At 71.7% G+C, this 21,410-nt stretch carries 18 protein-coding genes; 11 read left to right on the top strand and 7 right to left on the bottom strand.

Annotation, left to right across the window (positions count from 1 at the left end; all coding sequences use genetic code 11):
• Nucleotides 1-388: 388 nt before the first annotated feature.
• From AB0G35_RS31815 to AB0G35_RS31835, 5 genes are all read right to left on the bottom strand, one after another.
• Entirely contained in the window at nucleotides 389-1,291 is a 903-nt protein-coding gene (locus tag AB0G35_RS31815; protein ID WP_360956625.1) for a hypothetical protein, read from the bottom strand.
• Between the two features lie 709 nt (nucleotides 1,292-2,000).
• On the bottom strand, nucleotides 2,001-2,231 hold the full coding sequence (locus tag AB0G35_RS31820; protein ID WP_360956627.1) for a hypothetical protein: 231 nt from the start codon (nucleotides 2,229-2,231) through the stop codon (nucleotides 2,001-2,003).
• Between the two features lie 2 nt (nucleotides 2,232-2,233).
• Nucleotides 2,234-2,488 (bottom strand): DUF6400 family protein, encoded by a 255-nt coding sequence (locus tag AB0G35_RS31825; protein ID WP_360956629.1) that lies wholly within the window; start codon nucleotides 2,486-2,488, stop codon nucleotides 2,234-2,236.
• Nucleotides 2,489-2,968: 480 nt separating this feature from the next.
• Nucleotides 2,969-4,735 (bottom strand): SpoIIE family protein phosphatase, encoded by a 1,767-nt coding sequence (locus AB0G35_RS31830; RefSeq protein WP_360956631.1) that lies wholly within the window; start codon nucleotides 4,733-4,735, stop codon nucleotides 2,969-2,971.
• Between the two features lie 243 nt (nucleotides 4,736-4,978).
• On the bottom strand, nucleotides 4,979-5,689 hold the full coding sequence (locus AB0G35_RS31835) for a helix-turn-helix domain-containing protein (RefSeq protein ID WP_360956633.1): 711 nt from the start codon (nucleotides 5,687-5,689) through the stop codon (nucleotides 4,979-4,981).
• Nucleotides 5,690-6,258: 569 nt separating this feature from the next.
• On the opposite strand from AB0G35_RS31835, the gene AB0G35_RS31840 reads away from it, so the two are divergent.
• The 6 genes from AB0G35_RS31840 to AB0G35_RS31865 all read left to right on the top strand — a co-directional run bounded on the left by AB0G35_RS31840 (nucleotide 6,259) and on the right by AB0G35_RS31865 (nucleotide 14,769).
• Entirely contained in the window at nucleotides 6,259-7,818 is a 1,560-nt protein-coding gene (locus tag AB0G35_RS31840) for an APC family permease (protein ID WP_360956635.1), read from the top strand.
• Nucleotides 7,819-8,013: 195 nt separating this feature from the next.
• Nucleotides 8,014-9,750, top strand: a complete 1,737-nt coding sequence (locus AB0G35_RS31845; protein ID WP_360956637.1) for an amidohydrolase — start codon at nucleotides 8,014-8,016, stop codon at nucleotides 9,748-9,750.
• 451 nt (nucleotides 9,751-10,201) lie between these two features.
• On the top strand, nucleotides 10,202-11,518 hold the full coding sequence (locus AB0G35_RS31850) for a sugar ABC transporter substrate-binding protein (RefSeq protein WP_360956639.1): 1,317 nt from the start codon (nucleotides 10,202-10,204) through the stop codon (nucleotides 11,516-11,518).
• Nucleotides 11,515-12,453: a sugar ABC transporter permease gene (locus AB0G35_RS31855; protein WP_360956641.1), complete on the top strand. Its 939-nt coding sequence runs from the start codon at nucleotides 11,515-11,517 to the stop codon at nucleotides 12,451-12,453. The genes AB0G35_RS31850 and AB0G35_RS31855 overlap by 4 nt, the downstream gene beginning before the upstream one ends.
• Nucleotides 12,446-13,381: a carbohydrate ABC transporter permease gene (locus AB0G35_RS31860; RefSeq protein WP_360956643.1), complete on the top strand. Its 936-nt coding sequence runs from the start codon at nucleotides 12,446-12,448 to the stop codon at nucleotides 13,379-13,381. The genes AB0G35_RS31855 and AB0G35_RS31860 overlap by 8 nt, the downstream gene beginning before the upstream one ends.
• Nucleotides 13,378-14,769, top strand: a complete 1,392-nt coding sequence (locus tag AB0G35_RS31865; RefSeq protein ID WP_360956645.1) for a GH1 family beta-glucosidase — start codon at nucleotides 13,378-13,380, stop codon at nucleotides 14,767-14,769. The genes AB0G35_RS31860 and AB0G35_RS31865 overlap by 4 nt, the downstream gene beginning before the upstream one ends.
• Here AB0G35_RS31865 and AB0G35_RS31870 read toward each other — a convergent pair.
• The gene (locus tag AB0G35_RS31870; RefSeq protein ID WP_360956647.1) at nucleotides 14,759-15,169 is read right to left on the bottom strand and encodes an organic hydroperoxide resistance protein; all 411 of its coding nucleotides are present in this window, start codon (nucleotides 15,167-15,169) and stop codon (nucleotides 14,759-14,761) included. The two genes, AB0G35_RS31865 and AB0G35_RS31870, sit on opposite strands and share 11 nt — an antisense overlap.
• Before the next feature lie 128 nt (nucleotides 15,170-15,297).
• Between AB0G35_RS31870 and AB0G35_RS31875 the strand changes: the two genes are divergently transcribed.
• The 4 genes from AB0G35_RS31875 (at nucleotide 15,298) to AB0G35_RS31890 (ending at nucleotide 19,386) form a co-directional block, all read left to right on the top strand.
• Nucleotides 15,298-15,747: a MarR family transcriptional regulator gene (locus AB0G35_RS31875; RefSeq protein WP_360956649.1), complete on the top strand. Its 450-nt coding sequence runs from the start codon at nucleotides 15,298-15,300 to the stop codon at nucleotides 15,745-15,747.
• Nucleotides 15,748-16,007: 260 nt separating this feature from the next.
• Nucleotides 16,008-17,243 carry a beta-ketoacyl-[acyl-carrier-protein] synthase family protein gene (locus AB0G35_RS31880; RefSeq protein ID WP_360956651.1) on the top strand — a complete coding sequence of 412 codons (1,236 nt, stop codon included), beginning with the start codon at nucleotides 16,008-16,010 and terminating at the stop codon, nucleotides 17,241-17,243.
• Nucleotides 17,244-17,252: 9 nt separating this feature from the next.
• Nucleotides 17,253-18,176 carry an alpha/beta hydrolase gene (locus tag AB0G35_RS31885; RefSeq protein ID WP_360956653.1) on the top strand — a complete coding sequence of 308 codons (924 nt, stop codon included), beginning with the start codon at nucleotides 17,253-17,255 and terminating at the stop codon, nucleotides 18,174-18,176.
• Nucleotides 18,177-18,669: 493 nt separating this feature from the next.
• Nucleotides 18,670-19,386: a transglycosylase SLT domain-containing protein gene (locus tag AB0G35_RS31890; protein WP_360956655.1), complete on the top strand. Its 717-nt coding sequence runs from the start codon at nucleotides 18,670-18,672 to the stop codon at nucleotides 19,384-19,386.
• A gap of 85 nt (nucleotides 19,387-19,471) precedes the next feature.
• On the opposite strand, the gene AB0G35_RS31895 is transcribed toward AB0G35_RS31890, so the two are convergent.
• Nucleotides 19,472-19,663, bottom strand: coding sequence for a hypothetical protein (locus AB0G35_RS31895; protein ID WP_360956657.1), 192 nt, complete (start codon nucleotides 19,661-19,663; stop codon nucleotides 19,472-19,474).
• A 707-nt stretch (nucleotides 19,664-20,370) separates the two neighbouring features.
• On the opposite strand from AB0G35_RS31895, the gene AB0G35_RS31900 reads away from it, so the two are divergent.
• A complete protein-coding gene (locus AB0G35_RS31900) occupies nucleotides 20,371-21,027 on the top strand; it encodes a transglycosylase SLT domain-containing protein (RefSeq protein ID WP_360956659.1) in 657 nt (218 codons plus the stop codon).
• The last annotated feature ends 383 nt before the right edge of the window (nucleotides 21,028-21,410 follow it).

Here is a 21,410-nt window from a genome sequence, read left to right on the forward strand (position 1 = left end):
AATGCCTGGCCACGCGGTCGGGTTCGCGCGCAGCGTGGATTGTCAGTGGCTTGGCCTAATGTCGTGATCAGTGAGATTTTCATCGCGGGCGACGCGGCCGCGTGGTGCGTCGTTCCTTGCCGTGTGTGGCTCTGTGCGGTGCGTGGCTCCGTGCGGTGCGTTGCTCCGTGCGGTGCGTTGCTCCGTGCGGTGCGTTGCTCGTGGTGATCGGGTTCAGGGGGAGACATGAGGAATCGTTGTTCGGTGAGGTGCTCGCGGGCAGTGGGGGTATTGCTCGCGAGGCTGGCTCTCGGCGTGTGGGGCGGGCGCGGTGGCCGCCTGGTGAAGTTCCGTGAGCGTGGCCAGGCGGTGCGGGGGCCGCTGGACGTGGCCATACGCTTCTTTGGGGTCAACTAGCCGGTCGTGGTTCCGGCGTTGCCTGCCTCGCGTGCGGCAGCGGTTCGTCGAGGTGGGGCAGCCCGATCGGGTTGGGGAAGGGCAGGACGTCGGCGGCGAGGACGCGGCGGACGACGGCGTCCAGGGCGTGCAGCAGCGCTTCGGTCTCCGTTTCGGGCAGGGCGTGCAGCATGCGGCCGGCCAGCCGGTCGGTGGCGTTCTCGATGCGTTCGCGTTCCCGCAGGCCGTGTTCGGTGGCGTTGCCGTCTGCGTCGACGAGGTGTCGGGAGCGCAGTCGGTCCGTGGCGGCCGCCCATTCCTCCTCGCTCCAGCCGCGGTCCTCCCGGATGGTGTCCTTGGGGACGCGGCCGGAGGCGGCGGCCAGGACGACGGCTTCGCAGCCGTCGAGTCCCTCGTCGGCGAGTACGGCGAGATGCGCATCGCCGCGGAACTCGCGCAGGGCGGTGACCAGTTGCCAGAGCCGTTCGACGGGGTCGGCGTGGTCGCAGAGTGCGCGATTGGCGGCGAAGAGGGGGCGTGCGGTGGCCGGTGCCTGGTCGACGAGGGTCTGGAGCGGAGGCAGGAGGTCCGTGGTGCGGTGTTCCAGCTCGGGGTCGATCCTGCGCAGGGCCTGGGCGGCGCGGCTGCCGCGTTCGTCGAGGATGTGCGCCGGGCCGGCCAGGCTCCAGGCGGCGGGCAGGGCCCGGGCCACCATGCCGGGGGCGAAGACACCCAGTACGGCCGTGGCGGCAGCGGGTTCCACGGCACCCAGCGGGGCGGTGCGGGAGGCGAAATAGCCCATCCAGAAGCCCTTGAGGCCGAGATCCTTGCCCAGGGCACGGCACTTCTCGTCGAAATAGCAGACCGCGTGCAGCGGCTCGGTCATCAGCCAAAGCGATCGCGCGTGCAGCTCCATGCCTCGCACGCTACCGCCGCAGGGGATTCGGCGCAGCGTTTCGACGGTGGGCTTCCGTCGGGGGGAGGGATATGCCGCAGCAGATCTCCGGCGCCCGTCGCCCTTCTCTGTTCGCACCGTAGGCCCTTTGGCCCTTCCCTCTCCGCACGGAGGCGGCTCCGTGCGGAGTCGAGGAGTCCAGCAGGGAGTTTCGGTCATTGTCCTGACAAGCATCTGCGGCTGCTGCGGCGGGACGAGTGAGGGGCGCAGTCCCTGCCACCGGAGGACGACGATGCGAGCCGGGCGGCGTTTCTCGCGCTGATGCGGGCCGAGAGTGAGGGCGTCTGTCGCTTCGAGCGTCTGTCGCTTCGAGCGGCTTGAGGGCAACGTTGGGTACGTCGGTGTCGGGCGGCTCGCGGATGCCGGGGAAGGCGCCCGGGCGATCGGTGCGGCCATGGAACTGGTCGCGCTCACTCGGGCGCTCACCGCCCGCGCTGGTTGCGGACCTGCGTGCGTGCCGGGGGGCTCGATCGGCGGGTGCCGCGATGGGGGTGCAGCTACTTCTTCTCGGGCCGTGAGGAGGTGGCGTACACGCTGCAGACCCTCGGGCGGGCGGGGGTGGTGGTCGTCGTCGGGTGGCGCTCGGCGGGCCTCGGACGGCGGTGGCGGTCGTCGTCGGGTGGTCGGGTGGCGCTGGAGCGAGCCTTGGACGGCGGTGGCGGTCCCGGGGTCAGGGGGTGGGACCGCCGGCTGCGCCGAAGCCGGATTGCCAGGTCCACAGGTGGGTGCAGTTGGGGCACTGCAGATGGAGCTCGCTGCCCTTGTTGGAGAGGAGGTAGCGCCAGTGGGTGGTGCAGGTGCGGCCGTCGAGGCAGGTTCCGCAGTCCCGGTGGTCCTCACAGCGAGGGCAGGGGACCCAGGCCCGGCGGCCGATGTCGGCGGTGGGGTCGAGCGGCAGCATGCTCAGCCCTGCTCGGGGGCCGGCAGCACGTTGGCGGCGACCAGCATGTCGTAGGTGGCCTGCTGGTCGGCGTCCAGGCCCGAGTAGAGGAGCCGGTGGGCGGCGGCCTCGTCCTCCATCACCGTGAGGGGGTCCCAGGTGTCGCCCAGGGCCGCGACGACTTCGGCCCGCCGTCGGGCTTCGTGGGCGGTGAGGTCGAACTCGAAGATCTCGGACGGCTCGGTTATGTGGTCGTCCGTGGTGTTGCGGTCGTTCATGGTGCGCGTCCATACCACTTGCGGATGATTCGGACGTGTCTATCAAGTGGGGCGGCCCTGAGGAAGCGTCAGGGAGTGAGGTGGGGGGGTTATGGGGTGGTTTGGCGTGATATTTCGGGCTCGCGCTTCCGTGCCGCCGCGCCTTCACGTCTCCGTGCCTTCACACCTCCGCGCCTTCGCGCCTCCGTGCCTTCGCGCCTTCGCGCCTCCGTGCCTCTGGTCGGTCGGTGGGAGCGGGAAGGGTTTCGGTCGGGGCGTCGAGGGTGGGCCGCCGTGGGTGTCGGCGATGGGGGCCTGCGGGGGCCAGGGGCAATGCGGGGGGGGCGAGGGCCGCTCGGGAGCGGGTGCCGCTCGGGGACCGGGGGCCACTCAGGAGCGGGGGCGCTCGGGAGCGGGGGCGCTCGGGAGCGGGGGCCGCTCGGGGGCGGATGCAGGTCAGGGGGCAGGTGCAACTCGGGCCGTCGATAGGGGTGGGTTGGGTCACGGGGTGGCCGACGGGGGTGTCGGCAGGCGTCGTACGGCGACGGCTGCGGCGTCGTCGCCCAGCTTGCCGCGGGTATGCGCCAGCAGATCCGCTCGTAGCTGCCGTAGCAGCTGGTGCGGGCTGCAGCCGCTCCAGGCGCCGGCGCGCTCGGCGAGGGGATAGAAGGCGCCCTGGGCGTCGCGGGCCTCGGTCACGCCGTCCGTGTAGAGGAGCAGGAGGTCGCCCGGCTCGAACGGGAAGGTCTCGACCTCGTAGGCGGGGGCACCGGGCAGGCCGCCGAGACCGATGGGCAGCGCCGGCCGTTCGGGGTGGAGGGTGCGGGCCGTCCCGTCGCGCAGGAGCAGGGCGGGGGGATGGCCGCAGGTGATGGCGCGGAGTACGGGCGCGCGGTCGGGGATGTCCAGGAGCGCGACGGTGGCGAAGGTCTCTTCGGGGTCGAGGGCGGTGGGGTCGGGACTGAGGCCCGGGTCGGGGGCGGGGCGGGAGTCGGGGCCAGGGCCGCGGTGAGAATCGGGAGGCAGGCGGCGAGGGGCGGGAGTAGGGCCGGGGTCGGAGCTGGAGCCCGGGTGGGAATCCGGGAGGGGGCGGCCTCGGGCGGGGTCGGGGGTGTCGGCGGGTGGGAAGTCGGGGATGGGCCTGACGGCTGGCTCCGGCACCGCAGTGGAGGCGGGCGTTGGGGCAGGGACAGGCGGAGGGGCAGGGGCGGCCTGTTCTCCGCCTCGCAGAGCGACCGCCGGCTCCGCCCCTTCGGGGCCGGGCGTCCGTGCCGCCCCTTGTGACCCGGCCGCCCGCACCGCCCCCTCGGGACCGGTTGCGCGCTCCACCCCCTCGGGACCGACTGCCCGCACCACCCCGGGACCAGTTGCCTGCTCCACCCCCTCGGGACCGACCGCCCGCACCACCCCGGGACCGGTTGCTTGCCTCACCCCCTCGGTACCGACCGCCCGTACCTGCCCCGGAGGGCCAGCCACCCGCTCCTCCCCTTCGGGGCCGGACGTCCGTGCCGCGCCCTCAGGGGTGACCGGCCGTGCCGCCCCCTGGGAGCCGGCCGTCCGTTCCGCTCCTTGGGGGCCGGATGTCGGGAGGGTGGACCACTGGCTGCTGTCCCAGCGGACGGCTCCGTCGAGGTGGCGGGCGAGGTGAGGCAGGGTGGCCTGGCGGTGGGCGGCTGCGCGGAAGGCGCCGAGGAGGAGGGCGGCATGGCCGTACGCGGGCAGGCCCTTGCCGCGGACGTCGCCGATGATCAGCCGGGTGCTCGTGAGGGTGCGTGCCGCGGCGAAGAGGTCGCCGCCCATTTCCGCCTCCTCCTCGGCCGGCAGATACAGCGAGGCGATCTCCAGTGGTCCGCTGCGTTCGGGCAACGGGCGCAACAGGACCTGCTGGGCCACCGCGGCGACCGAGCGGCTCTTGATCAGGCGGCGCTCATCGCGGCCCCGGATGACGGTGAACAGGACGACCAGCGCGGAGACCACCACCAACGCGGCGATCTGCGCCTCAAGGTTCTCCGTGGCGAGGGTGTGGCGCGCCACGCCGATGAACACCTGGGCGGCGACAGCCAGCGCCCCGATCGCGACGGTCAGCCGGGGGCCGGCGAAGGCCGCGGTGATCGCGGGGGCCGCGACCAGGAGCGGCCCTAGGTGGATGTGGGGCGGCGAGAGGACGTCGATCGTGCAGACGGCCACGATGAGGCCGATCGGGAGCAGCACCAGCAGATGACGCAGGTCCCGTCGTCCCCGGAGAGGCGTCAGCCGTCGAGAGGGCATGCCTCATGTTTGCACTGACGGGAGAGAAATGTCCGGTTGTACCTGGTTGGGCGTTATGGAGCTATGGCGTTTTGGGGTTATTCCTCATTCGGGGGCGACTTTGCGCCTCATGGGAGCTGCGGGAACTGCGGGAGCCGTGGGAGCCGTGGGGGCTGTGGGGGCTGTGGGTGCTGAGGGAGTTGCGGGAGCCGTGGGAGCCCTGGGAGCCGGTGAGTGCGTGGGTGGGCTTGGGGGTGGGCGGGCTCAGCTTGTGTGGTGGGCCGCTTCCTGGCGCAGGGCCGCGAGGAGGAGGTCGAGGGTGGGTTCGACGGCGGAGCCGGTCATGAGGGGGAGGTGTTCGCGTACGCGGTGCAGGCTGGGGAAGTCATCGGCGGGCAGGGTGCCGTAGGCGGAGTGCCAGGCGTAATCGTCCGCCGCGCGCTGGGCGGGGGCCAGCAGCAATGCGCCGGCATCCAGGGCGGCGTGGGCGAGGACGGTGTCGACGAGGGCGTGGTAGTGCCGCACCGCGGTCGCCTCGTCGAAGCCGGCCTGGAGCAGCAGGCCGATGCCGGTGTCGACGGCCCGTTGCTCATGCGGCCGCCCGGTGACGCGGAGGGTGCTGAAGACGGCGATCTGCGGATGGCGCAGGGCGGAGCGGTAGGCGCGCAGGCCGAAGTCGCGCAGGTCGGCGGCCCAGTCCCCGCTGGGCGCGAACCCCGCCATGGATTCGCCGATGAGTCGGTCGGCCAGGGCGAGCAGCAGATCCTCGGTGTTGCGGAAGTAGCGGTAGACGGCGGAGGGGTCCGCGCCGAGCGCGGCGCCCAGTTTGCGTACCGTGAACGCCTGCGCACCGTGCGCGTCGATCAGCCGGCACGCGGTGTCGACGATGAGGTCGGCCGACAGCACCACGCCTGAGCTGGTCGGACGGCGCCGTTTGCGCTCGGTCGGGACGCGGACGCGTTCGCTTTCTGGCACGCCGAACCTCTTTCCTGTACTCCTCCGTTGCCGGGCCCGTCTCGGCCCGCCACCGCCCGATGCCTGCCCTGGGCGGGGCTTCCCAACCGTTGTTGCCGCTCTGTCCCTGCTTGCGGTTCCGTTCCGTTCCCCGGTCCGGTCCCGTCCGGTCAGGTCAGGTCAGGTCCGATCCGGTCCGGTCCGGTCCCGCCCTTGTCGTGCCCGGCAGTTGGGGCTCGCTCCTGCCGCGGCCAGGGGCGACCCGGGGCGTTCCGGGGCGACCCGGGCTCAGTTAATCACCCGCCTTCCAATCACCCGCTTTCACATGTCTCCCCGCAGGTTACGTCAACACCGTTGACACAAGCTTGTCGGGCCTGTTTCATCGGCGGACATCAGCGCCCGCCTGCCCGGCCAGCCACCGGCCACCCGCACCGGACCGAGCCGCCTCGTCACCGCCTCGTCACCCGCTCATGGCCGCCTCATAGCTCCCTGGCGGCTCAGCCCTCTCCCCTCCCCCAGGTCCGCCCCGCCCCGCCTCTCCCCCTCCCCCTCCCCTCGCTCTCTCCCCCTCCCTGCAAGGAGTCGATGCCATGGCCTCCGTAACGCCTCAGGAACCCGAGAACCGCGTGGGTATGCGCCGCGCGCTAGGGGTGAAGGACGGCGTGGCGATCGCCGCGTCGAGTACCGCGGCCACCACCAGCATCGGCATCGGGATGGGCTCGTTGGCCGCGTACGCCGGGCGGCAGACGCCCGCGCTGTTGCTGCTGGCGTGTCTGCCCATCCTCGGCATCGCGCTCTCGTACGCCCGGCTCAACCGCACCGAGCCGAACTGCGGCAGCGGCTACACCTGGGTCGGCCGGTCGATCGGTCCCTGGCCCGGGTTCCTCACCGGGTGGGTGGTGCTGGTCGGCAACGTGGTCTTCATGGCGTACACGGGCGCGGTGACCGGGTCCGTGGTGCTGCAGTTCCTCAACAAGCTGGGCTGGCACAGTGTGTGGGGGCTGCGGCTGGATCCGGGTTCGACCGGCATCAGTACCGCCGTGGGGCTCGTCGCACTGGTCGTCGTCACCGTCACCGCCGTCACGGGCGTGCGTGCGGCGACCCGGCTGCAGATGTGGCTGCTGATCTTCGAGTACGCGGTGCTGCTGGTCTTCTGCGGCTACGCATTGATCGTCGGCGACCAGCCGTTCTCGCTCTCCTGGCTGAACCCGTTCGACATCGGCTCGCCCCAGGCGCTGGCGCAGGGAATGGTGCTCGCGGTGTTCATCTACTGGGGCTGGGATGCGGCGTTCAGTGTCAACGAGGAGACCCGCAGCGCCTCGGACGCGGCCCGTGGCGGGATGATCGCGCTGGTGGTGATGGCGGGTCTGTTCCTCGTCGGGGCGGTCGCCTTCCAGCGGGTGATGAGCACCGGCGAACTCGTGCGCAACGGACCGCAGGCGCTCACCTTCCTCGGCGGCAAACTGGCGCCGGAGCCCTGGGCCTCGCTGCCGTTGGCCGCGCTGATGTGTTCCGCCTTCGCCTCGCTCCAGTCGAGCGTCATCCCCACCGCCCGCGGTGCGCTGGCGATGGCGCGCGACCGGACGCTCGGCCCGGTGTGGCAGCGGGTGCACCCGCGCTACGGCTCGCCGGCCGTCGGCACGCTGCTCATCATGGCGATCGCCGCGCTGATCGCCGTCCTCGCCGTCGGTATCCCGCAGCTCAACGACATGATCCTCACCGCGGTGAACTCGATCGGTCTCACGGTGGCCCTCTACTACGGGCTCACCGCGCTCGCCTGCGCGGTGCGCTTCCGCGAGAGCCTGCGCGGCGGTGTGGTCCGTGCGCTGCGGGACGTGGTCGTGCCCGCGGCGAGCGCGCTGGTGCTGTTCGGGCTCGGCGGCTACCTCGTCTGGGACTACGCGACGATGAGCGACCACTTCGCGATGAGCCCGGACAACGGCTGGTTCATGCTGACGCTGCCGGCCGTCTTCATCCTGCTGGGGCTGGCGGCCGCGGCCTGGGCCAAGTGGGTGCGGCGCGCCCCGTACTTCCGTACCGGGCGGGGCACCGACGCGGATGCGCTGACGTTGCCGATGGACGGGGGCGAAGGCGGGGCGGTCACCTTGGCCTCGCCGCCTCACCCCTTGCCCTCGCCTTCGGACGGCTGACGACCGCAGCGACGGCTCGACGCCTCCACGACTCACGACTCCACGAGTCAACGGCTCGACGCCTCCACGACTCAACGGCTCGACGGCCGGCAACCCACCACCGACAACGAGCAACCGGCAACCCGCAACCCGCAACCCGCAACCATCGACAATCAGCACGACGCACACCACCCACACCCCTGGAGCAACCGCACGATGACCCCCCGCAGTTCAGCCACCACCTCCCTCCCCACCTCCGCCTCCCCCTCCACCAATCCCTCCGTCTCCACCCCTTCCTCCGCCACCTCCCCCGCCGACCTCGTCTTCCTCTCCGGCCCCGTGCACACCGTCGATGCCGCGCGCAGCCGGGCCGGTGCGGTGGCCGTGCGTGGGGAGCGGATCGTCGCCGTCGGGCACGACGCGGACGTACGGGAGTTGATCGGGCCGGGGACGGAGGTGGTCGACCTGCGCGGCAAGCTGCTGATCCCCGGGTTTCAGGACGCGCATGTCCATCCGGTGGGCGGTGGAATGGAGTTGGCGCAGTGCGATCTGAGCGCCGCGGACACCGCGGACGCGTACCGGGAGCTGATCGGCTCGTACGCGGCCGCGCATCCGGGGGCGCCGTGGGTCACCGGGGGCGGCTGGTCCCTGGAGGCGTTCCCGGGTGGGATGCCCACCCGCCAGTTCCTGGACGCCCTCGTAGCGGACCGGCCGGTGTTCCTCGTCAACCGCGATCACCACGGCGGCTGGGCCAACTCCTGTGCCCTGGAACGTGCTGGGATCACCGCCCGTACGCCGGACCCGTCCGACGGCCGTATCGAGCGGGAGGCCGACGGCCATCCGTCCGGCATGCTGCAGGAGGGGGCCATGCGGCTGGTGGCCGACCTGATTCCGGAGCCGACGCTCGCCGAGCGGACCGCCGGGCTGCTGCGGGCGCAGCGTCTGCTGCACAGTTACGGCGTGACCGCCTGGCAGGACGCGATGCTGGGCCGCAGCCCCGGCATCGTCGATGCGGTCCCGGCGTATGCGGCCGTCCGGAGCGAGGGGCGGCTGACCGCGCGGGTGACCGGGGCGCTGTGGTGGGACCGGGCCCGCGGTGCGGAGCAGATTCCTGAACTGGTCGCCAAGCGTGAGGAGTTGACGGGCGGGCGGCTGCGGGCGACGAGTGTGAAGATCATGCAGGACGGGATCGCCGAGAACCATACGGCGGCCATGCTCAGCCCCTACCTCACCGCCTGCGGCTGTGCCTCCGACAACAGCGGGATCTCCTTCATCGAACCCGAGGAGCTGCGGAGGTACGTCACGCTGCTGGACGCGGAAGGGTTCCAGGTGCATTTCCACGCCCTGGGCGACCGCGCCGTACGTGAGGCGCTCGATGCGGTCGAGGCGGCCCGGCGGGCGAACGGCTGGCGTGACACCCGGCCGCATCTCGCGCATCTCCAGGTCGTCCACCCCGATGACGTGCCGCGCTTCCGCCGGCTCGGGGCGACCGCGAACATCCAGGCGCTGTGGGCGGCTCATGAGCCGCAGATGGACGAGCTGACGATTCCCTTCCTGGGGGCCGAACGGGCGGCGTGGCAGTACCCGTTCGGTGATCTGCTGCGGGCCGGGGCCACGCTCGCGGCGGGCAGTGACTGGCCGGTCAGCTCTCCCGATCCGCTCGCCGCGCTGCATGTCGCGGTCAACCGCCGCCTTGCGGAGGCGTCGGCCTCGGTGCCGGTCTTCCTGCCCGAGCAGCGGCTCGATCTCGGGTCGGCGCTGGCCGCCTACACGGCCGGGAGTGCGTACGCCAACCACCTCGACGAGACCGGCAGCATCCAGCCGGGCAAGCTGGCCGACCTGGTCGTCCTGGACCGCGATCCGTTCGACGGGCCGCCGGAGGAGATCGCCGCGACCCGGGTGCTGGAGACGTTCGTCGGGGGGCAGCGGGTGTACGCGGCCGATGACGCCTGAGACCCAGAGGGTTTCCTTCCCACCTCCGGCCCGGGTGTTCCGCCACCTCAACGCCCGTTTCCCGGGGGTGGTTCGGAAGGACGTGCGGATGGTTCCGGTGGGCCGGTCACCGGTCTGCTGAGGGAATCTGCTGAGGGAGTCTGCGGACGGGGAGGCACGGGTGGGCGTGCCGTGTCCCGGGAGGGGGACGGCATCGGCCCGGCCGGCGTGGTGGTGGGGGTGCGGTGGCTCGGGCAGGTGGTGGGTGGGCGCCGGTCGGGCGGCCGGCCGACCGGCGGGGGCAGCGGCCGGTGCACTCAACTCGCGCCCGGCGAGGCCCGGTTGCCGACCGGCCGCTCCCTTGACGCCTCCGTCTCTCAGGCTTTAACTCACACCGGAAGTGAAGCCCGGAGGCCGTTCAGGAACTGAACATGGCCGGCCCTCGGAGTCCTCAAAGAGAGGCGTATCCGTCATGCGCATGCTCCGAGTCGCGACCGTCTCCGCCCTCGTCGCCGCGCTCGCCGCGGCGGCCTCGGGGTGCGGTGGCGGGACGAGCCCAGGTGGCGGGGGCAGTAACGATTCCCCGACGACGCTGACGTACTGGGCGTCCAATCAGGGGCCGAACGTCGAGGCGGACAAGAAGATCCTGGGCCCGGAGCTGAAGAAGTTCGAGCGGCAGACGGGGATCAGGGTGAAGCTGGAGGTCATTCCCTGGCCCGACCTGCTGAACCGGATCCTGGCGGCCACCACGTCGGGCCAGGGCCCGGACGTGCTCAACATCGGCAATACGTGGTCGGCGTCGTTGCAGGCCACCGGCGCGCTGCTGCCGTGGGACGAGGGCGGTTTCGCGGCGATCGGCGGGCGGGACCGGTTCGCGGCGCCGGCGCTGGCCGCGACGGGTGCGGCGGGCAAGGACCCGGCCGCGGTGCCGCTGTATTCACTGACGTACGCGCTCTACTACAACAAGCGGATGTTCAAGGATGCCGGGATCAGCAAACCCCCGGCGACCTGGGACGAGTTGGTGGCGGCGGGCAAGAGGCTGTCGAAGGACGGCAGGTGGGGGCTGGGGGCCGAGGGCGGGCAGCTGGGCAACAACATCCACCAGGTGTTCGTGCTCGGCAAGCAGCACGGTGCGGACTTCTTCGACGCGGCCGGCAGGCCGGCGTTCACCTCCGACGGGGCGGTCGCGGCGGTCAAGCAGTACGTCGATTTCATGGCCGAGGACGGGATCATCGCGCCGGGGGACGCGGAGTACGGCCAGAACCAGTCGTTGCGGGACTTCGCGACCGGCCGGACCGCGATGGTGCTGTGGCAGGCCGCGGCGACGACCTTCGCGGCGGACGGGATGAAGCCGTCGGACTGGGGCGTCGTGCCGGTGCCGGTCCGGTCCGGCCGTCCGGGAGCCGGCCGGCAGACCAACTCGATGCTCGCCGGGATCAACGTCGCGGTCTTCAAGAACACCCACAACCTCAACGGCGCCCGCAGGTTCGTGAAGTTCCTGACGAGCGACGCCGAGCAGCGGCTGCTGAACACGAGGTACGGTTCGATACCGCCGGTCAAGGCCGCGCAGCGGGACCCGGCGTTCGGCCGGAAGGACACCAGGGTGTTGCGGGAGACGCTCACCAGGAGTGCCGCACCGCTGCCGCAGGTCCCCGATGAGGCGCAGTTCGAGACGTCGGTGGGCACCGCGGTCAAGGACCTGTTCGCGGACGCGGCGGCCGGGCATCCGGTGACCACCGCGTCGGTGCGGGCCCGGCTGGCCGAGGCCGAGCAGCAGATGGCGAAGTGAGCGGGCCCGCGGTGGTGCGTTTCGCGCGGCTGCGCCGTGCCGGCCTGCCGTATCTGCTGTTGCTGCCCGCGCTGGCCCTGGAGGTGCTGGTCCATCTCGTGCCGATGGTCACCGGCATCGTGATGAGCTTCCGGGAGCTGACCCCGTTCTTCCTCGGCGACTGGGGCGCGGCGCCCTGGAAGGGGGTGGGCAACTACCGGGTGGTGGTGGACGTGAACGCCCCGGTGGGCGCGGCGTTGCTGCACTCGTTCTGGGTGACGTGTGTGTTCAGTGTGCTGGCGGTCGGGCTGTGCTGGCTGCTCGGTACCGCGGCGGCGGTCTTTCTGCAGGAGAACTTCCGCGGGCGGGGTCTGTTGCGGACGGTGTTCCTCATCCCGTACGCGCTGCCGGCGTACGCCGCGGTGATCACCTGGACGTTCCTGTTCCAGCGGGACAGCGGGCTGGTCGATCACGTGCTGCACGACCAGCTGCACCTCACCGGTGGCCGGCCGTTCTGGCTGCTGGGTGACCACAGCTTCGTGGCCCTGCTGGTGGTGGCCGTGTGGAAGAGCTGGCCGTTCGCGTTCCTGGTGGTGATGGCCGCGCTGCAGAACATTCCGAAGGACCTTTACGAGGCGGCGGCGCTGGACGGGGCGGGGATGCTGCGGCAGTTGTGGCGGATCACGCTGCCGTCGCTGCGGCCGGTCAACCAGGTGCTGGTGCTGGTGCTGTTCCTGTGGACGTTCAACGACTTCAACACGCCGTATGTGCTGTTCGGGAAGGCCGCGCCGGAGGCCGCCGATCTGCTGTCCGTCCACATCTACCAGTCGTCGTTCGCCACCTGGAACTTCGGCGCCGGCTCGGCGATGTCGGTGCTGTTGCTGCTGTTCCTGCTGGTGGTGACGGCCGGCTATCTGCTGGTGACGTCCCGCGGAAGGAAGCACGCCGATGGCTGACACCGCTGCCCGTTCGCCCCGCCCGGCCGTCCGTGCGCCGGGCCCGCCGGTTCCCGGAAGCCCCCGGGCCCGCCGCGGGGTCTCGCCCACCGCGCCGCCGCGGTCGTTCCGCTGGGCGCGGCGGATCTTCCTGACCGCGCTGACCGGCTTCGTCCTGCTGCCGGTGTACGTCATGCTGAGCAGTTCGCTGAAGCCGCTGCGGGACGTGTCGGGCGCGTTCCGGTGGCTGCCGAGCGAGCTGACCGTCGAGCCGTATCTCGACATCTGGCGGACCGTGCCGCTGGCGCACTACTTCGCGAATTCGCTGATCGTGGCGGGGTCGGCGACGGTCTGTTCGGTGCCGGTCGCGGTGTTGGCGGCGTATGCGGTCAGCCGGTACCGGTTCCGCGGCCGGCGGGTGTTCACGGTGACGGTGCTGTCCACGCAGATGTTCCCCGGCATCCTCTTCCTGCTGCCGCTGTTCCTGCTCTACGTCAACATCGGGAACGCCACCGGTGTGGCGCTCTACGGTTCCCGGGGCGGGCTGGTCCTGACGTATCTGACGTTCTCGCTGCCGTTCTCGATCTGGATGCTGACCGGGTACTTCGCGTCGGTGCCGCGGGAGCTGGACGAGGCGGCGTACGTGGACGGTTGCGGGGCGCCGGGGGCGCTGTTCAAGGTGGTGGTGCCGGCGGCGCTGCCGGGGATCGTCGCGGTCGCGGTGTACGCGTTCATGACGGCCTGGGGCGAGGTGCTGTTCGCGTCGGTGATGACGAACGACACCACCCGCACGCTGTCGGTCGGGCTGCAGGGCTACGCGACGCAGAACGACGTGTACTGGAACCAGGTCATGGCCGCTTCATTGGTGGTGAGCGTGCCGGTGGTGGCGGGGTTCCTGCTGTTGCAGCGCTATCTGGTCGCCGGGCTGACCGCCGGGGCCGTCAAATGACCCGTGCCGGAAGGCCGTCCGTCGAGAGGAACACCGTGACCGAACGGATCGATTTCGCCGCTCTGCCGGACGACTTCGTCTGGGGCGTGGCCACGTCGGCGTATCAGGTCGAGGGGGCGGTCGACGAGGACGGCCGGGCGCCGTCCATCTGGGACACGTTCGCGCACACGCCGGGCCGGATCGCCGGCGGTGACACCGGGGATGTGGCCTGCGACCACTATCACCGCTGGCCCGAGGACATCGGCCTGATGCGCCGACTGGGCGTCGGTGCCTACCGGTTCTCGGTGTCGTGGCCGCGGATCGTGCCGCGGGGTGACGGCCGGGTCAATGCCGCGGGCCTGGACTTCTACGACCGGCTGGTGGACGGTCTGCTGGCGGCGGGCATCGCCCCGTCCGTCACCCTGTACCACTGGGACCTGCCGCAGGCCCTGCAGGACCGCGGGGGCTGGCCGGTGCGGGAGACCGCGGAGCGGTTGGCGGAGTACGCGTCGGCGGTGGCCGGCCGGCTGGGCGACCGGGTGCGTCACTGGGCCACCCTCAACGAGCCGCTGTGCTCGGCGTGGATCGGGCATCTCGAAGGCCGGATGGCGCCCGGGCTGACGGACCTCACGGCGGCGGTGCGGGCCTCGTACCATCTGCTGCTCGGGCACGGTCTGGCCGTGCAGGCGATCCGTGACCGGGCTCCGGGCGCCGAGGTGGGCCTCGTGAACAACCTCAGCACCGTCGCGCCCGCCACCGGGTCACCGGCCGATGTCGCGGCGGCGCGGCGGATGGACGGGCACACCAACCGCTGGTGGCTGGATCCGGTGCACGGCCGGGGCTTCCCGGCGGACATGCGGGAGGCGTACGGGGTCGAGCTGCCGGAGCGGCCCGGCGATCCGGAGGTCATCGCCCAGCCGCTGGACTGGCTGGGGCTGAACTACTACTTCCCGGCCGTGGTCGCCGCCGATCCGGCCGGCCCGCCCCCGTACGCCCGCCCGGTGCGCCGGCCGCACGTGCCCCGTACGGGGATGGGCTGGGAGATCGACGCGGGCGGCATCGAGGCGCTGCTGCTGCGGCTGACCAGGGAGTACGCGGCGCGGAGGATCTACGTCACGGAGAACGGTTCGGCGTATCCGGACGTGGTCCGGCCGGACGGGACGGTGCGGGATCCGGAGCGGACCGCTTACTTGCACGGTCATGTGGCGGCCTGCGCCCGGGCCGCCCGGCAGGGTGCGCCGCTCGCCGGGTACTTCGCCTGGTCCCTGATGGACAACTTCGAGTGGGCCTACGGCTACGACAAGCGGTTCGGCCTGTTCCACGTCGACCACGCGACCCAGGCCCGCACCCTGAAGGACAGCGGCCGGCACTACGCGGGGCTGATCCGCCGGCACGGTGCTACTCGATGACCAGCTCGACCGGGATGTTGCCGCGGGTGGCCTTGGAGTAGGGGCAGAACTCGTGGGTGGCCTCGACCAGCCGGCGCCCGGTCTCGCCCGCCAGGGCGTCCGGCAGCTCCACCCGCATCACGACGCCGAGGCCGAAGCCCTCGCCGTCCTTGCCGAGGGAGACCTCGGCGGTGACCGAGACGTCCTTGGTGTCGAGCTTCATGCGGCGGGCGACGTTGCTCATCGCGCTGGCGAAGCAGGCCGCGTAGCCGGCGGCGAAGAGCTGCTCCGGGTTGGTGCCGGCGCCGTTGCCGCCGAGCTGGGGCGGCAGGGCCAGGGCGAGGTCGATCGTGCCGTCGGAGCTGACGGCCCGGCCCTCGCGGCCGTTGGCGGTGGCGACGGCGGTGTACAGCGCGTCCATGAGGTGTCCCTTCACCTGGCGGGGCGGCCGCTTCCCGGCCGTCCGACGGGCTCCACTGTCCCAGAGATTTAAGTTGTGCGCAACTCGATTGTGCGCAATTTAAATGCCCGCCCGGCTAACCTGGAGCCATGACCACGCTTCCGCCGGACGCCGAACTGCTCCGCCTCGACCACCAGGTCTGCTTCTCCCTGCACGCCGCCTCGCGGGCGTTCGGCGGCGTCTACCGCGACGCCCTGAAGGACCTGGGCCTCACCTACCCCCAGTACCTGGTCATGCTGGTCCTGTGGGAGCACGGCGCACAGCCGGTCAAGGCCATCGGCGAACGGCTCCGGCTGGACTCCGGCACCCTCTCCCCCCTGCTCAAGCGCCTGGAGACGGCCGGCCTGGTGCACCGCGAGCGCAGCACCGAGGACGAGCGGTCGGTCACCATCCACCTGACCCCGGCGGGCGACGAGCTGCGCGAGGCGGCCCTGCCGGTCCCCCGCCGGATGCTGGCCGCCACCGGCCTGACCGTCGAGGAACTCCGCACGCTGCGGGGCCTGTTGGGGCGGGTGACCAGCGCCCTCGACGCGTCCTGAGAGGCCCGCGCAGCACGGCCGGCCGGACGGCGTTCCCGGCCTCCCGCCACCCCCATCACCCCATTGAGTTACCAAAGTTGGGGGCTCAACCGGACGAAGGCGTATAAAGAGTGGCCAAACCGCCGGGCCACCGGCGACACCCGCCCATGACACGGTGGGCGGCACGCCCACCAAGCGGAGGAACGCCACGTGAATGCGGCAGAAGTTGTCCACGCCCCGCCGGCCCAGGGATCTCCCCTCCAGCGATTTCCGGTCGCGGCGTGACGGCCCGCCGGCAGCCGTTCTCCGCGGCGGTGACGGGACTGGGCATGGTGACCGCGGCGGGCGCCACCGCGAAGGCCACCTGGCATGCGGTCACCCAGGACACCGGGCCCGCCGGGGTGCATCCGCACCCCGAACTGGCCGATCTGCCGTGTGACTTCCTGTACACCTCCGACCTGGACACCACCGAGCAGCTCGGGGTGGCGGCCCAGCGGCTGATGGACCGCTTCGCGCAGCTCGCGGTGGTCGCGGCCCGCGAGGCGATCGCGGACGCCGGCCTGGACCCGGAGACCTGGGACGGCTCCCGGGTCGCGGTGGTCATCGGCTCCGCGCACGGCGGCCTGTCCTTCTACGACCAGCAGCACCAGGCGATGGCCGAGCGCGGCGCCCGCCGGGTCTCCCCCAAGCTCGCCCCGCTGACCGTGGTCAACGGGGCGGCCAGCAGCGTCTGCATGGACCTCGGGGTGCGCGGCCCCAGCCTGGGCGTGGCGACGGCCTGCTCCTCCGGGACCGTCGCCCTGGGCACCGCGCACCAGCTGCTGCGCACCGGTGCCTGCGACATCGCCATCGCCGGCGGTGCCGAGTCACCGATCTCCCGGCTGCTGATCGCCAGCGCCTGCCGGATGAAGGCGGTCTCGACCCGGCGGGAGGACCCGGCCGCGGCCTGCCGGCCGTTCGACGCCGACCGGGACGGTTTCGTGGTCGGTGAGGGCGCCGGCCTGCTCGTACTGGAACGGCCGGAGCACGCCGCGGCCCGCCGGGCGCCGGTCCGGGCGCACGTCAGCGGCTACGGGGCCTCCAGCGACGCCTATGCCGCGGTCGCCCCGGACCCCGACGGCAAGGGCATCGAGCAGGCGCTGCGCACCGCGATGGCCGACGCGGGGGTGCAGCCCCGGGACGTCGGACACGTCAACGCGCACGGCACGTCGACGGTGGTCAACGACCTGATCGAGGCCACCATGCTGCGGCGGGTGATCGGCGACCACCCCCTGGTCACCTCCACGAAGGCGATGACCGGACACACGCTGGGCGCGGCCGGCGGCATCGAGGCCGCGCTCACCGTGCTCGCGCTGGAGGAGCAGCTGGTGCCGCCGACCGCGAACCTCGACGTGCCCGATCCGCAGCTGCCGCTGGAGATCGTGCGGCAGGAGCCGCGGCGGGCGTCCTTCGACTGTGCGGTCAAGACGTCACTCGGATTCGGCGGGCACAACGCCGCGCTGGTGCTGACCCGCTAGGCGGCGGCGATGCAGAAGGGGACGGTCCGGTCACTGTCGGTGGACGGGGTGGGTTTCGCCTACCGGCGGCTGCCCGCCCCGGCGCCGTCCACCGAGCCGGTCGTGGTGCTGGGTGGCGCGCTGCAGGGCATGTTCGGCTGGCCGCAGATGGAGGACCGGCTGGGTCCGGTGGCGGACGTGGTGACCGCCGACCTGCCCGGGATGGGCGGCGCCGATCCGCTGCCGCCGGGGCCGGCCCACGGTCTGCTGTGCGCCGCCCTGGAGCGGATCATCGACGACCTGGCCGTGCCGCGGATCAACCTCTTCGGCTTCTCCTACGGCGCGGGCCTGGCCTACGGGTGTGCCCGGCGGGTGCCCGGGCGGATCGCCCGGCTCGCCCTCGGCGGCGTACCGGCGCAGGTGACCGCCGGGCAGCTGGAACTGTGGCGGCGGGCCGCCGGCCACCTGGCGCGGGGTGACGCGGGCACCTTCGCGACGCTGGTCACCGAGGCCCTGATGTGCCTCGACGAGGACCGGTACGTCACCCGGCGGGCCCTGGCGCGGCGGTACGTCCGGCGCTCGATGCTGCACGCCGTGCGGCACTCGCCCCACGCGGCGGATGCGCTGGGCCGCGCGCTCACCGACCGCCCGGACTTCTCCGGTGTGCCGGCCGGGGTGCGCACGCTGGTCTTCAGCGGTGAGCACGACACCGTGACGTCGGCGGAGCGGCAGCGGGCCTTCGCGGCGCGGATTCCCGGCAGCCGCTTCCTGACCGTCCCCGACACGGATCACTGGGTGGTGCTCGAACGGGCCGATGATGTCGCGGAGTTGGTGTCCCGGTTCTTCACCGACGGACCCCTGGAGTGCTCCCCCGCGCTCGCCCCGGTGGCCCGCCCGGCGACGCCGCCGGCCCGTTCCGCCGCCCCGGACCAGCATTCCGCCGCGGTGGGATAGCCCCGCTCATGCGTGGTTCCGGTAGGTGAGCTCCGAATGTGCTCCGGATTCGTCTCCGGCAATACGGGAAAGCGCCCCTTCGCAGGGGGCGCTTTTTCCTGGGCGCAGGGGGTGCGGGCAGGGGCTGCGGGGCGTGAGCGGGGTAACTCCGGCGGGGGTGCCGAGCGGGGTGCGGGGGCGGCTCCGGGTGATGCCGGGCACGCGACGTACGTCACGTACGACCATTCCTAGTCGTTTCCCCCGGGGAAGTGACGCCTGGAATTCGGGGGAAATCAGGAACTGATATCGGACATATCTCCTCACGTCACGAAGAGAGGTAGTACAACACATCTTTGCCACCCTCCAGGGCGGGCGCTAACCATGTTCCCGGTAGCACCGAGAACGAGCCTGCGACCTCCGCCGGAGCGGCGAGCGCGGCACCGCCCCTCGGTCCTCACGCGCCAACCGAAGGCCGCCTCCCCCGCCACCAAGCTCTGGAAGAGGTCACATCCGCATGCCCCGCTTCACCCTGCCCCGCGCCGCCCGGAACGTCCGCATCACCCGCACGCACAAGGCTTCGGCGGCGCTGGTGGCCACCGCGAGCTGCGCCGCCGCGCTGGCGTTCACCGCCGCGCCGAGCGATGCCGCGACGCCCTCCGCGCACGCACCGGCCGCGGTCAAGCCGGTCAGCGCCAACGGAATGCCGCTGACCGCCAAGGACCGCGCCGACGACGGGAAGAAGGACCGGGTCGTGGCGTCGTCGGTCGCCGACGGCCTGAAGGTCACCGCCGTGGAGAAGCAGGGGCACGCGGCCAAGGCCGCCGCCAGCCGTTCCGTCGAGCGCAAGGCCATGGCCAAGGCGCCGAAGGCCGCCCCCAAGGCCAAGCCGAAGGCCGCTCCCAAGCGCTACGCGAACAACCTCGACGGCTGGATACGCGAGGCGCTCGACATCATGCACGCCAAGCACATCCCGGGCACCTACGAGGGCCTGCACCGCAACATCATGCGCGAGTCCAGCGGCAACCCCAACGCCGTCAACGACTGGGACATCAACGCCATCAACGGCATCCCGTCCAAGGGCCTGCTCCAGGTGATCCAGCCCACCTTCGACCGCTACCACGTCCCCGGCACGGCCAACAAGCTGACCGACCCGGTGGCCAACATCACCGCCGCCGCCAACTACGCGGCCGACCGCTACGGCTCGATCGACAACGTCAACTCGGCCTACTGAGCCGCCAGTAGCACCTCCACGGCAGTGGCCCTGCCCGCATCGCGCGGGTGGGGCCACCGGCGTTTTCCGGCATCCGGGCCGGCTCTCAGTAGCGGTCGTGCCGGGCCTGGCCACCGCCGAAGAGCGCGTCGAGCACATCGCCGGCGAAGCGAAGTCCCGCCGCTTCCCTGGGAGAGAGGTGGTGGTGGTCGTCGACGGGCGCCGCGGCCGCGGACCCCGCGGTGAGGACGCCGGTCACGAGAAGGCCGGTGACCACGACGGCGATACGACGGAACATGAGCACATCCCTACGGTGAGTGACGATGGTGTGCGTGTCACTGTCGGGGAGCCGGGGCCGCGCCGTCATGCGACAGTCCGGGGCGCTGCTGCGAACGGACCAGCGGCACCGCCGTATTGCCGTAGCGGGGGCGTCACCAACGGCCCAGCCCGCGCCGTGCCGCCCGGCACACCGCCCGTCCTTGCACGGCGGTCCGCGGCACGTGAATTGGCGCACAAATGCCGCTCTTTTGGGCTCAGCAGTAGTGCCCTGCACCACATTTATCGAATCCCGCTGGCCCACAACGGGCAGCCGGGCGGATGAATCGGCCGCGGCCGGTGCATGAAACGGTGCGGCCCGGCGGTAATTGCGGTGTGAGCCAGGCAACTTAAGCACCCCGATAACGCGGGCTTTCCGGCCCCTTCCAGGTGACCCGCGGCACGCGATGCACGTCACTTACGACCACGCCTAGTCGATGACCGTCGCCGCTTTTCCAGGTCAACGCGGTGCGAAACGCTTATTACTTCAGGGAGCCGGGTTTCTCACGAAGATGGGTAGTACAAAGCACCATTGCCTCGATTCCGGACCGTCGCTAAACATGGATTCCGACGCGCCGAGAGCGAGTCGCGGTGAACGCCCCAAGGCGAACGCGGCAATGACCTCAGGTGCGCAACGCGCCGCCGAAGAAGGCCGCTCCCCGATCCCGTACCTGGAAGAGGTCCCTCTGCATGCCCAGCTTCACCCTGCCCCGCGCTGTCCGTATGACCCGCATCACCCGTACCCACAAGGTCGCCGTGGCCGTTCTGGCCGCCGCGGGTGCCACCTCGGGTCTGGCGCTCACCTCCGCCCCGGACACCGCGCAGGCTGCGTCTGAGCACGCTCCGGCCGCGGTCAAGCCCGTCAGCGCCAACGGCCTGCCGGCCAAGAAGGCCGACGACGCCAAGACCGGCCGCCCGGTGACCGCCTCGGTCGCCGACCACATCAAGGTGACCGCCGTCGCCAAGCAGCACACCGCCCAGCAGGCCGCCAACCGCTCCGCCGAGCGCAAGGCCGTGAAGGACTACCCGAACAACCTCGACGGCTGGATCCGCGAGGCGCTCGACATCATGCACGCCAAGCACATCCCGGGTACCTACGAGGGCCTGCACCGCAACATCATGCGCGAGTCCAGCGGCAACCCCAACGCCGTCAACGACTGGGACATCAACGCCATCAACGGCATCCCGTCCAAGGGCCTGCTCCAGGTGATCCAGCCCACCTTCGACCGCTACCACGTCCCCGGCACGGCCAACAAGCTGACCGACCCGGTGGCCAACATCACCGCCGCCGCCAACTACGCGGCCGACCGCTACGGCTCGATCGACAACGTCAACTCGGCCTACTGAGCCGACGGACGAAGAGCCGTCGCCGGCGCACCGCCGGCCCCACCGGACCACCGGGTCACGGGAGCGACGGAGCACAAACGCGGGCCGACCGGCTCGCCATGAGGAGCAGCTTGCGAAGCGGCGGAATGGCGCGTTCGCCGCTGCGCGCGGAGCGGGCCCCGGCACAGCCGGGGCCCGCTGTGCTCCGTCCGGGGACCGGCCCGGACGGCCGGGGGGGGGGTGACCGCTCCTGCCCGCCGGACGGGTGACGGCTCCTGCCCGACGGGCACGGGTGACGGCTCCTGCCAGGCGGGCACGGGTGACCCCGCCTGCCCGCCGGACGGGTGAGATGGGGGGCCGGTCGGCGGACTGACGGCCTGTTGGGCCATAGAGTCAGGCAGTTC

It is taken from the genome of Streptomyces sp. NPDC021749, from assembly GCF_040640655.1.
In the GTDB taxonomy this organism is placed as follows: Bacteria; Actinomycetota; Actinomycetes; order Streptomycetales; family Streptomycetaceae; genus Streptomyces.

Bases quoted from the DNA above. Each gene is read 5' to 3' on its own strand.
- AB0G35_RS31815 (WP_360956625.1), bottom strand. From the start codon at position 1,291: ATGGAGCTGCACGCGCGATCGCTTTGGCTGATGACCGAGCCGCTGCAC.
- AB0G35_RS31820 (WP_360956627.1), bottom strand. From the start codon at position 2,231: ATGCTGCCGCTCGACCCCACCGCCGACATCGGCCGCCGGGCCTGGGTC.
- AB0G35_RS31825 (WP_360956629.1), bottom strand. From the start codon at position 2,488: ATGAACGACCGCAACACCACGGACGACCACATAACCGAGCCGTCCGAG.
- AB0G35_RS31830 (WP_360956631.1), bottom strand. From the start codon at position 4,735: ATGCCCTCTCGACGGCTGACGCCTCTCCGGGGACGACGGGACCTGCGT.
- AB0G35_RS31840 (WP_360956635.1), top strand. From the start codon at position 6,259: ATGGCCTCCGTAACGCCTCAGGAACCCGAGAACCGCGTGGGTATGCGC.
- AB0G35_RS31845 (WP_360956637.1), top strand. From the start codon at position 8,014: ATGACCCCCCGCAGTTCAGCCACCACCTCCCTCCCCACCTCCGCCTCC.
- AB0G35_RS31850 (WP_360956639.1), top strand. From the start codon at position 10,202: ATGCGCATGCTCCGAGTCGCGACCGTCTCCGCCCTCGTCGCCGCGCTC.
- AB0G35_RS31860 (WP_360956643.1), top strand. From the start codon at position 12,446: ATGGCTGACACCGCTGCCCGTTCGCCCCGCCCGGCCGTCCGTGCGCCG.
- AB0G35_RS31865 (WP_360956645.1), top strand. From the start codon at position 13,378: ATGACCCGTGCCGGAAGGCCGTCCGTCGAGAGGAACACCGTGACCGAA.
- AB0G35_RS31870 (WP_360956647.1), bottom strand. From the start codon at position 15,169: ATGGACGCGCTGTACACCGCCGTCGCCACCGCCAACGGCCGCGAGGGC.
- AB0G35_RS31875 (WP_360956649.1), top strand. From the start codon at position 15,298: ATGACCACGCTTCCGCCGGACGCCGAACTGCTCCGCCTCGACCACCAG.
- AB0G35_RS31885 (WP_360956653.1), top strand. From the start codon at position 17,253: ATGCAGAAGGGGACGGTCCGGTCACTGTCGGTGGACGGGGTGGGTTTC.
- AB0G35_RS31890 (WP_360956655.1), top strand. From the start codon at position 18,670: ATGCCCCGCTTCACCCTGCCCCGCGCCGCCCGGAACGTCCGCATCACC.
- AB0G35_RS31895 (WP_360956657.1), bottom strand. From the start codon at position 19,663: ATGTTCCGTCGTATCGCCGTCGTGGTCACCGGCCTTCTCGTGACCGGC.
- AB0G35_RS31900 (WP_360956659.1), top strand. From the start codon at position 20,371: ATGCCCAGCTTCACCCTGCCCCGCGCTGTCCGTATGACCCGCATCACC.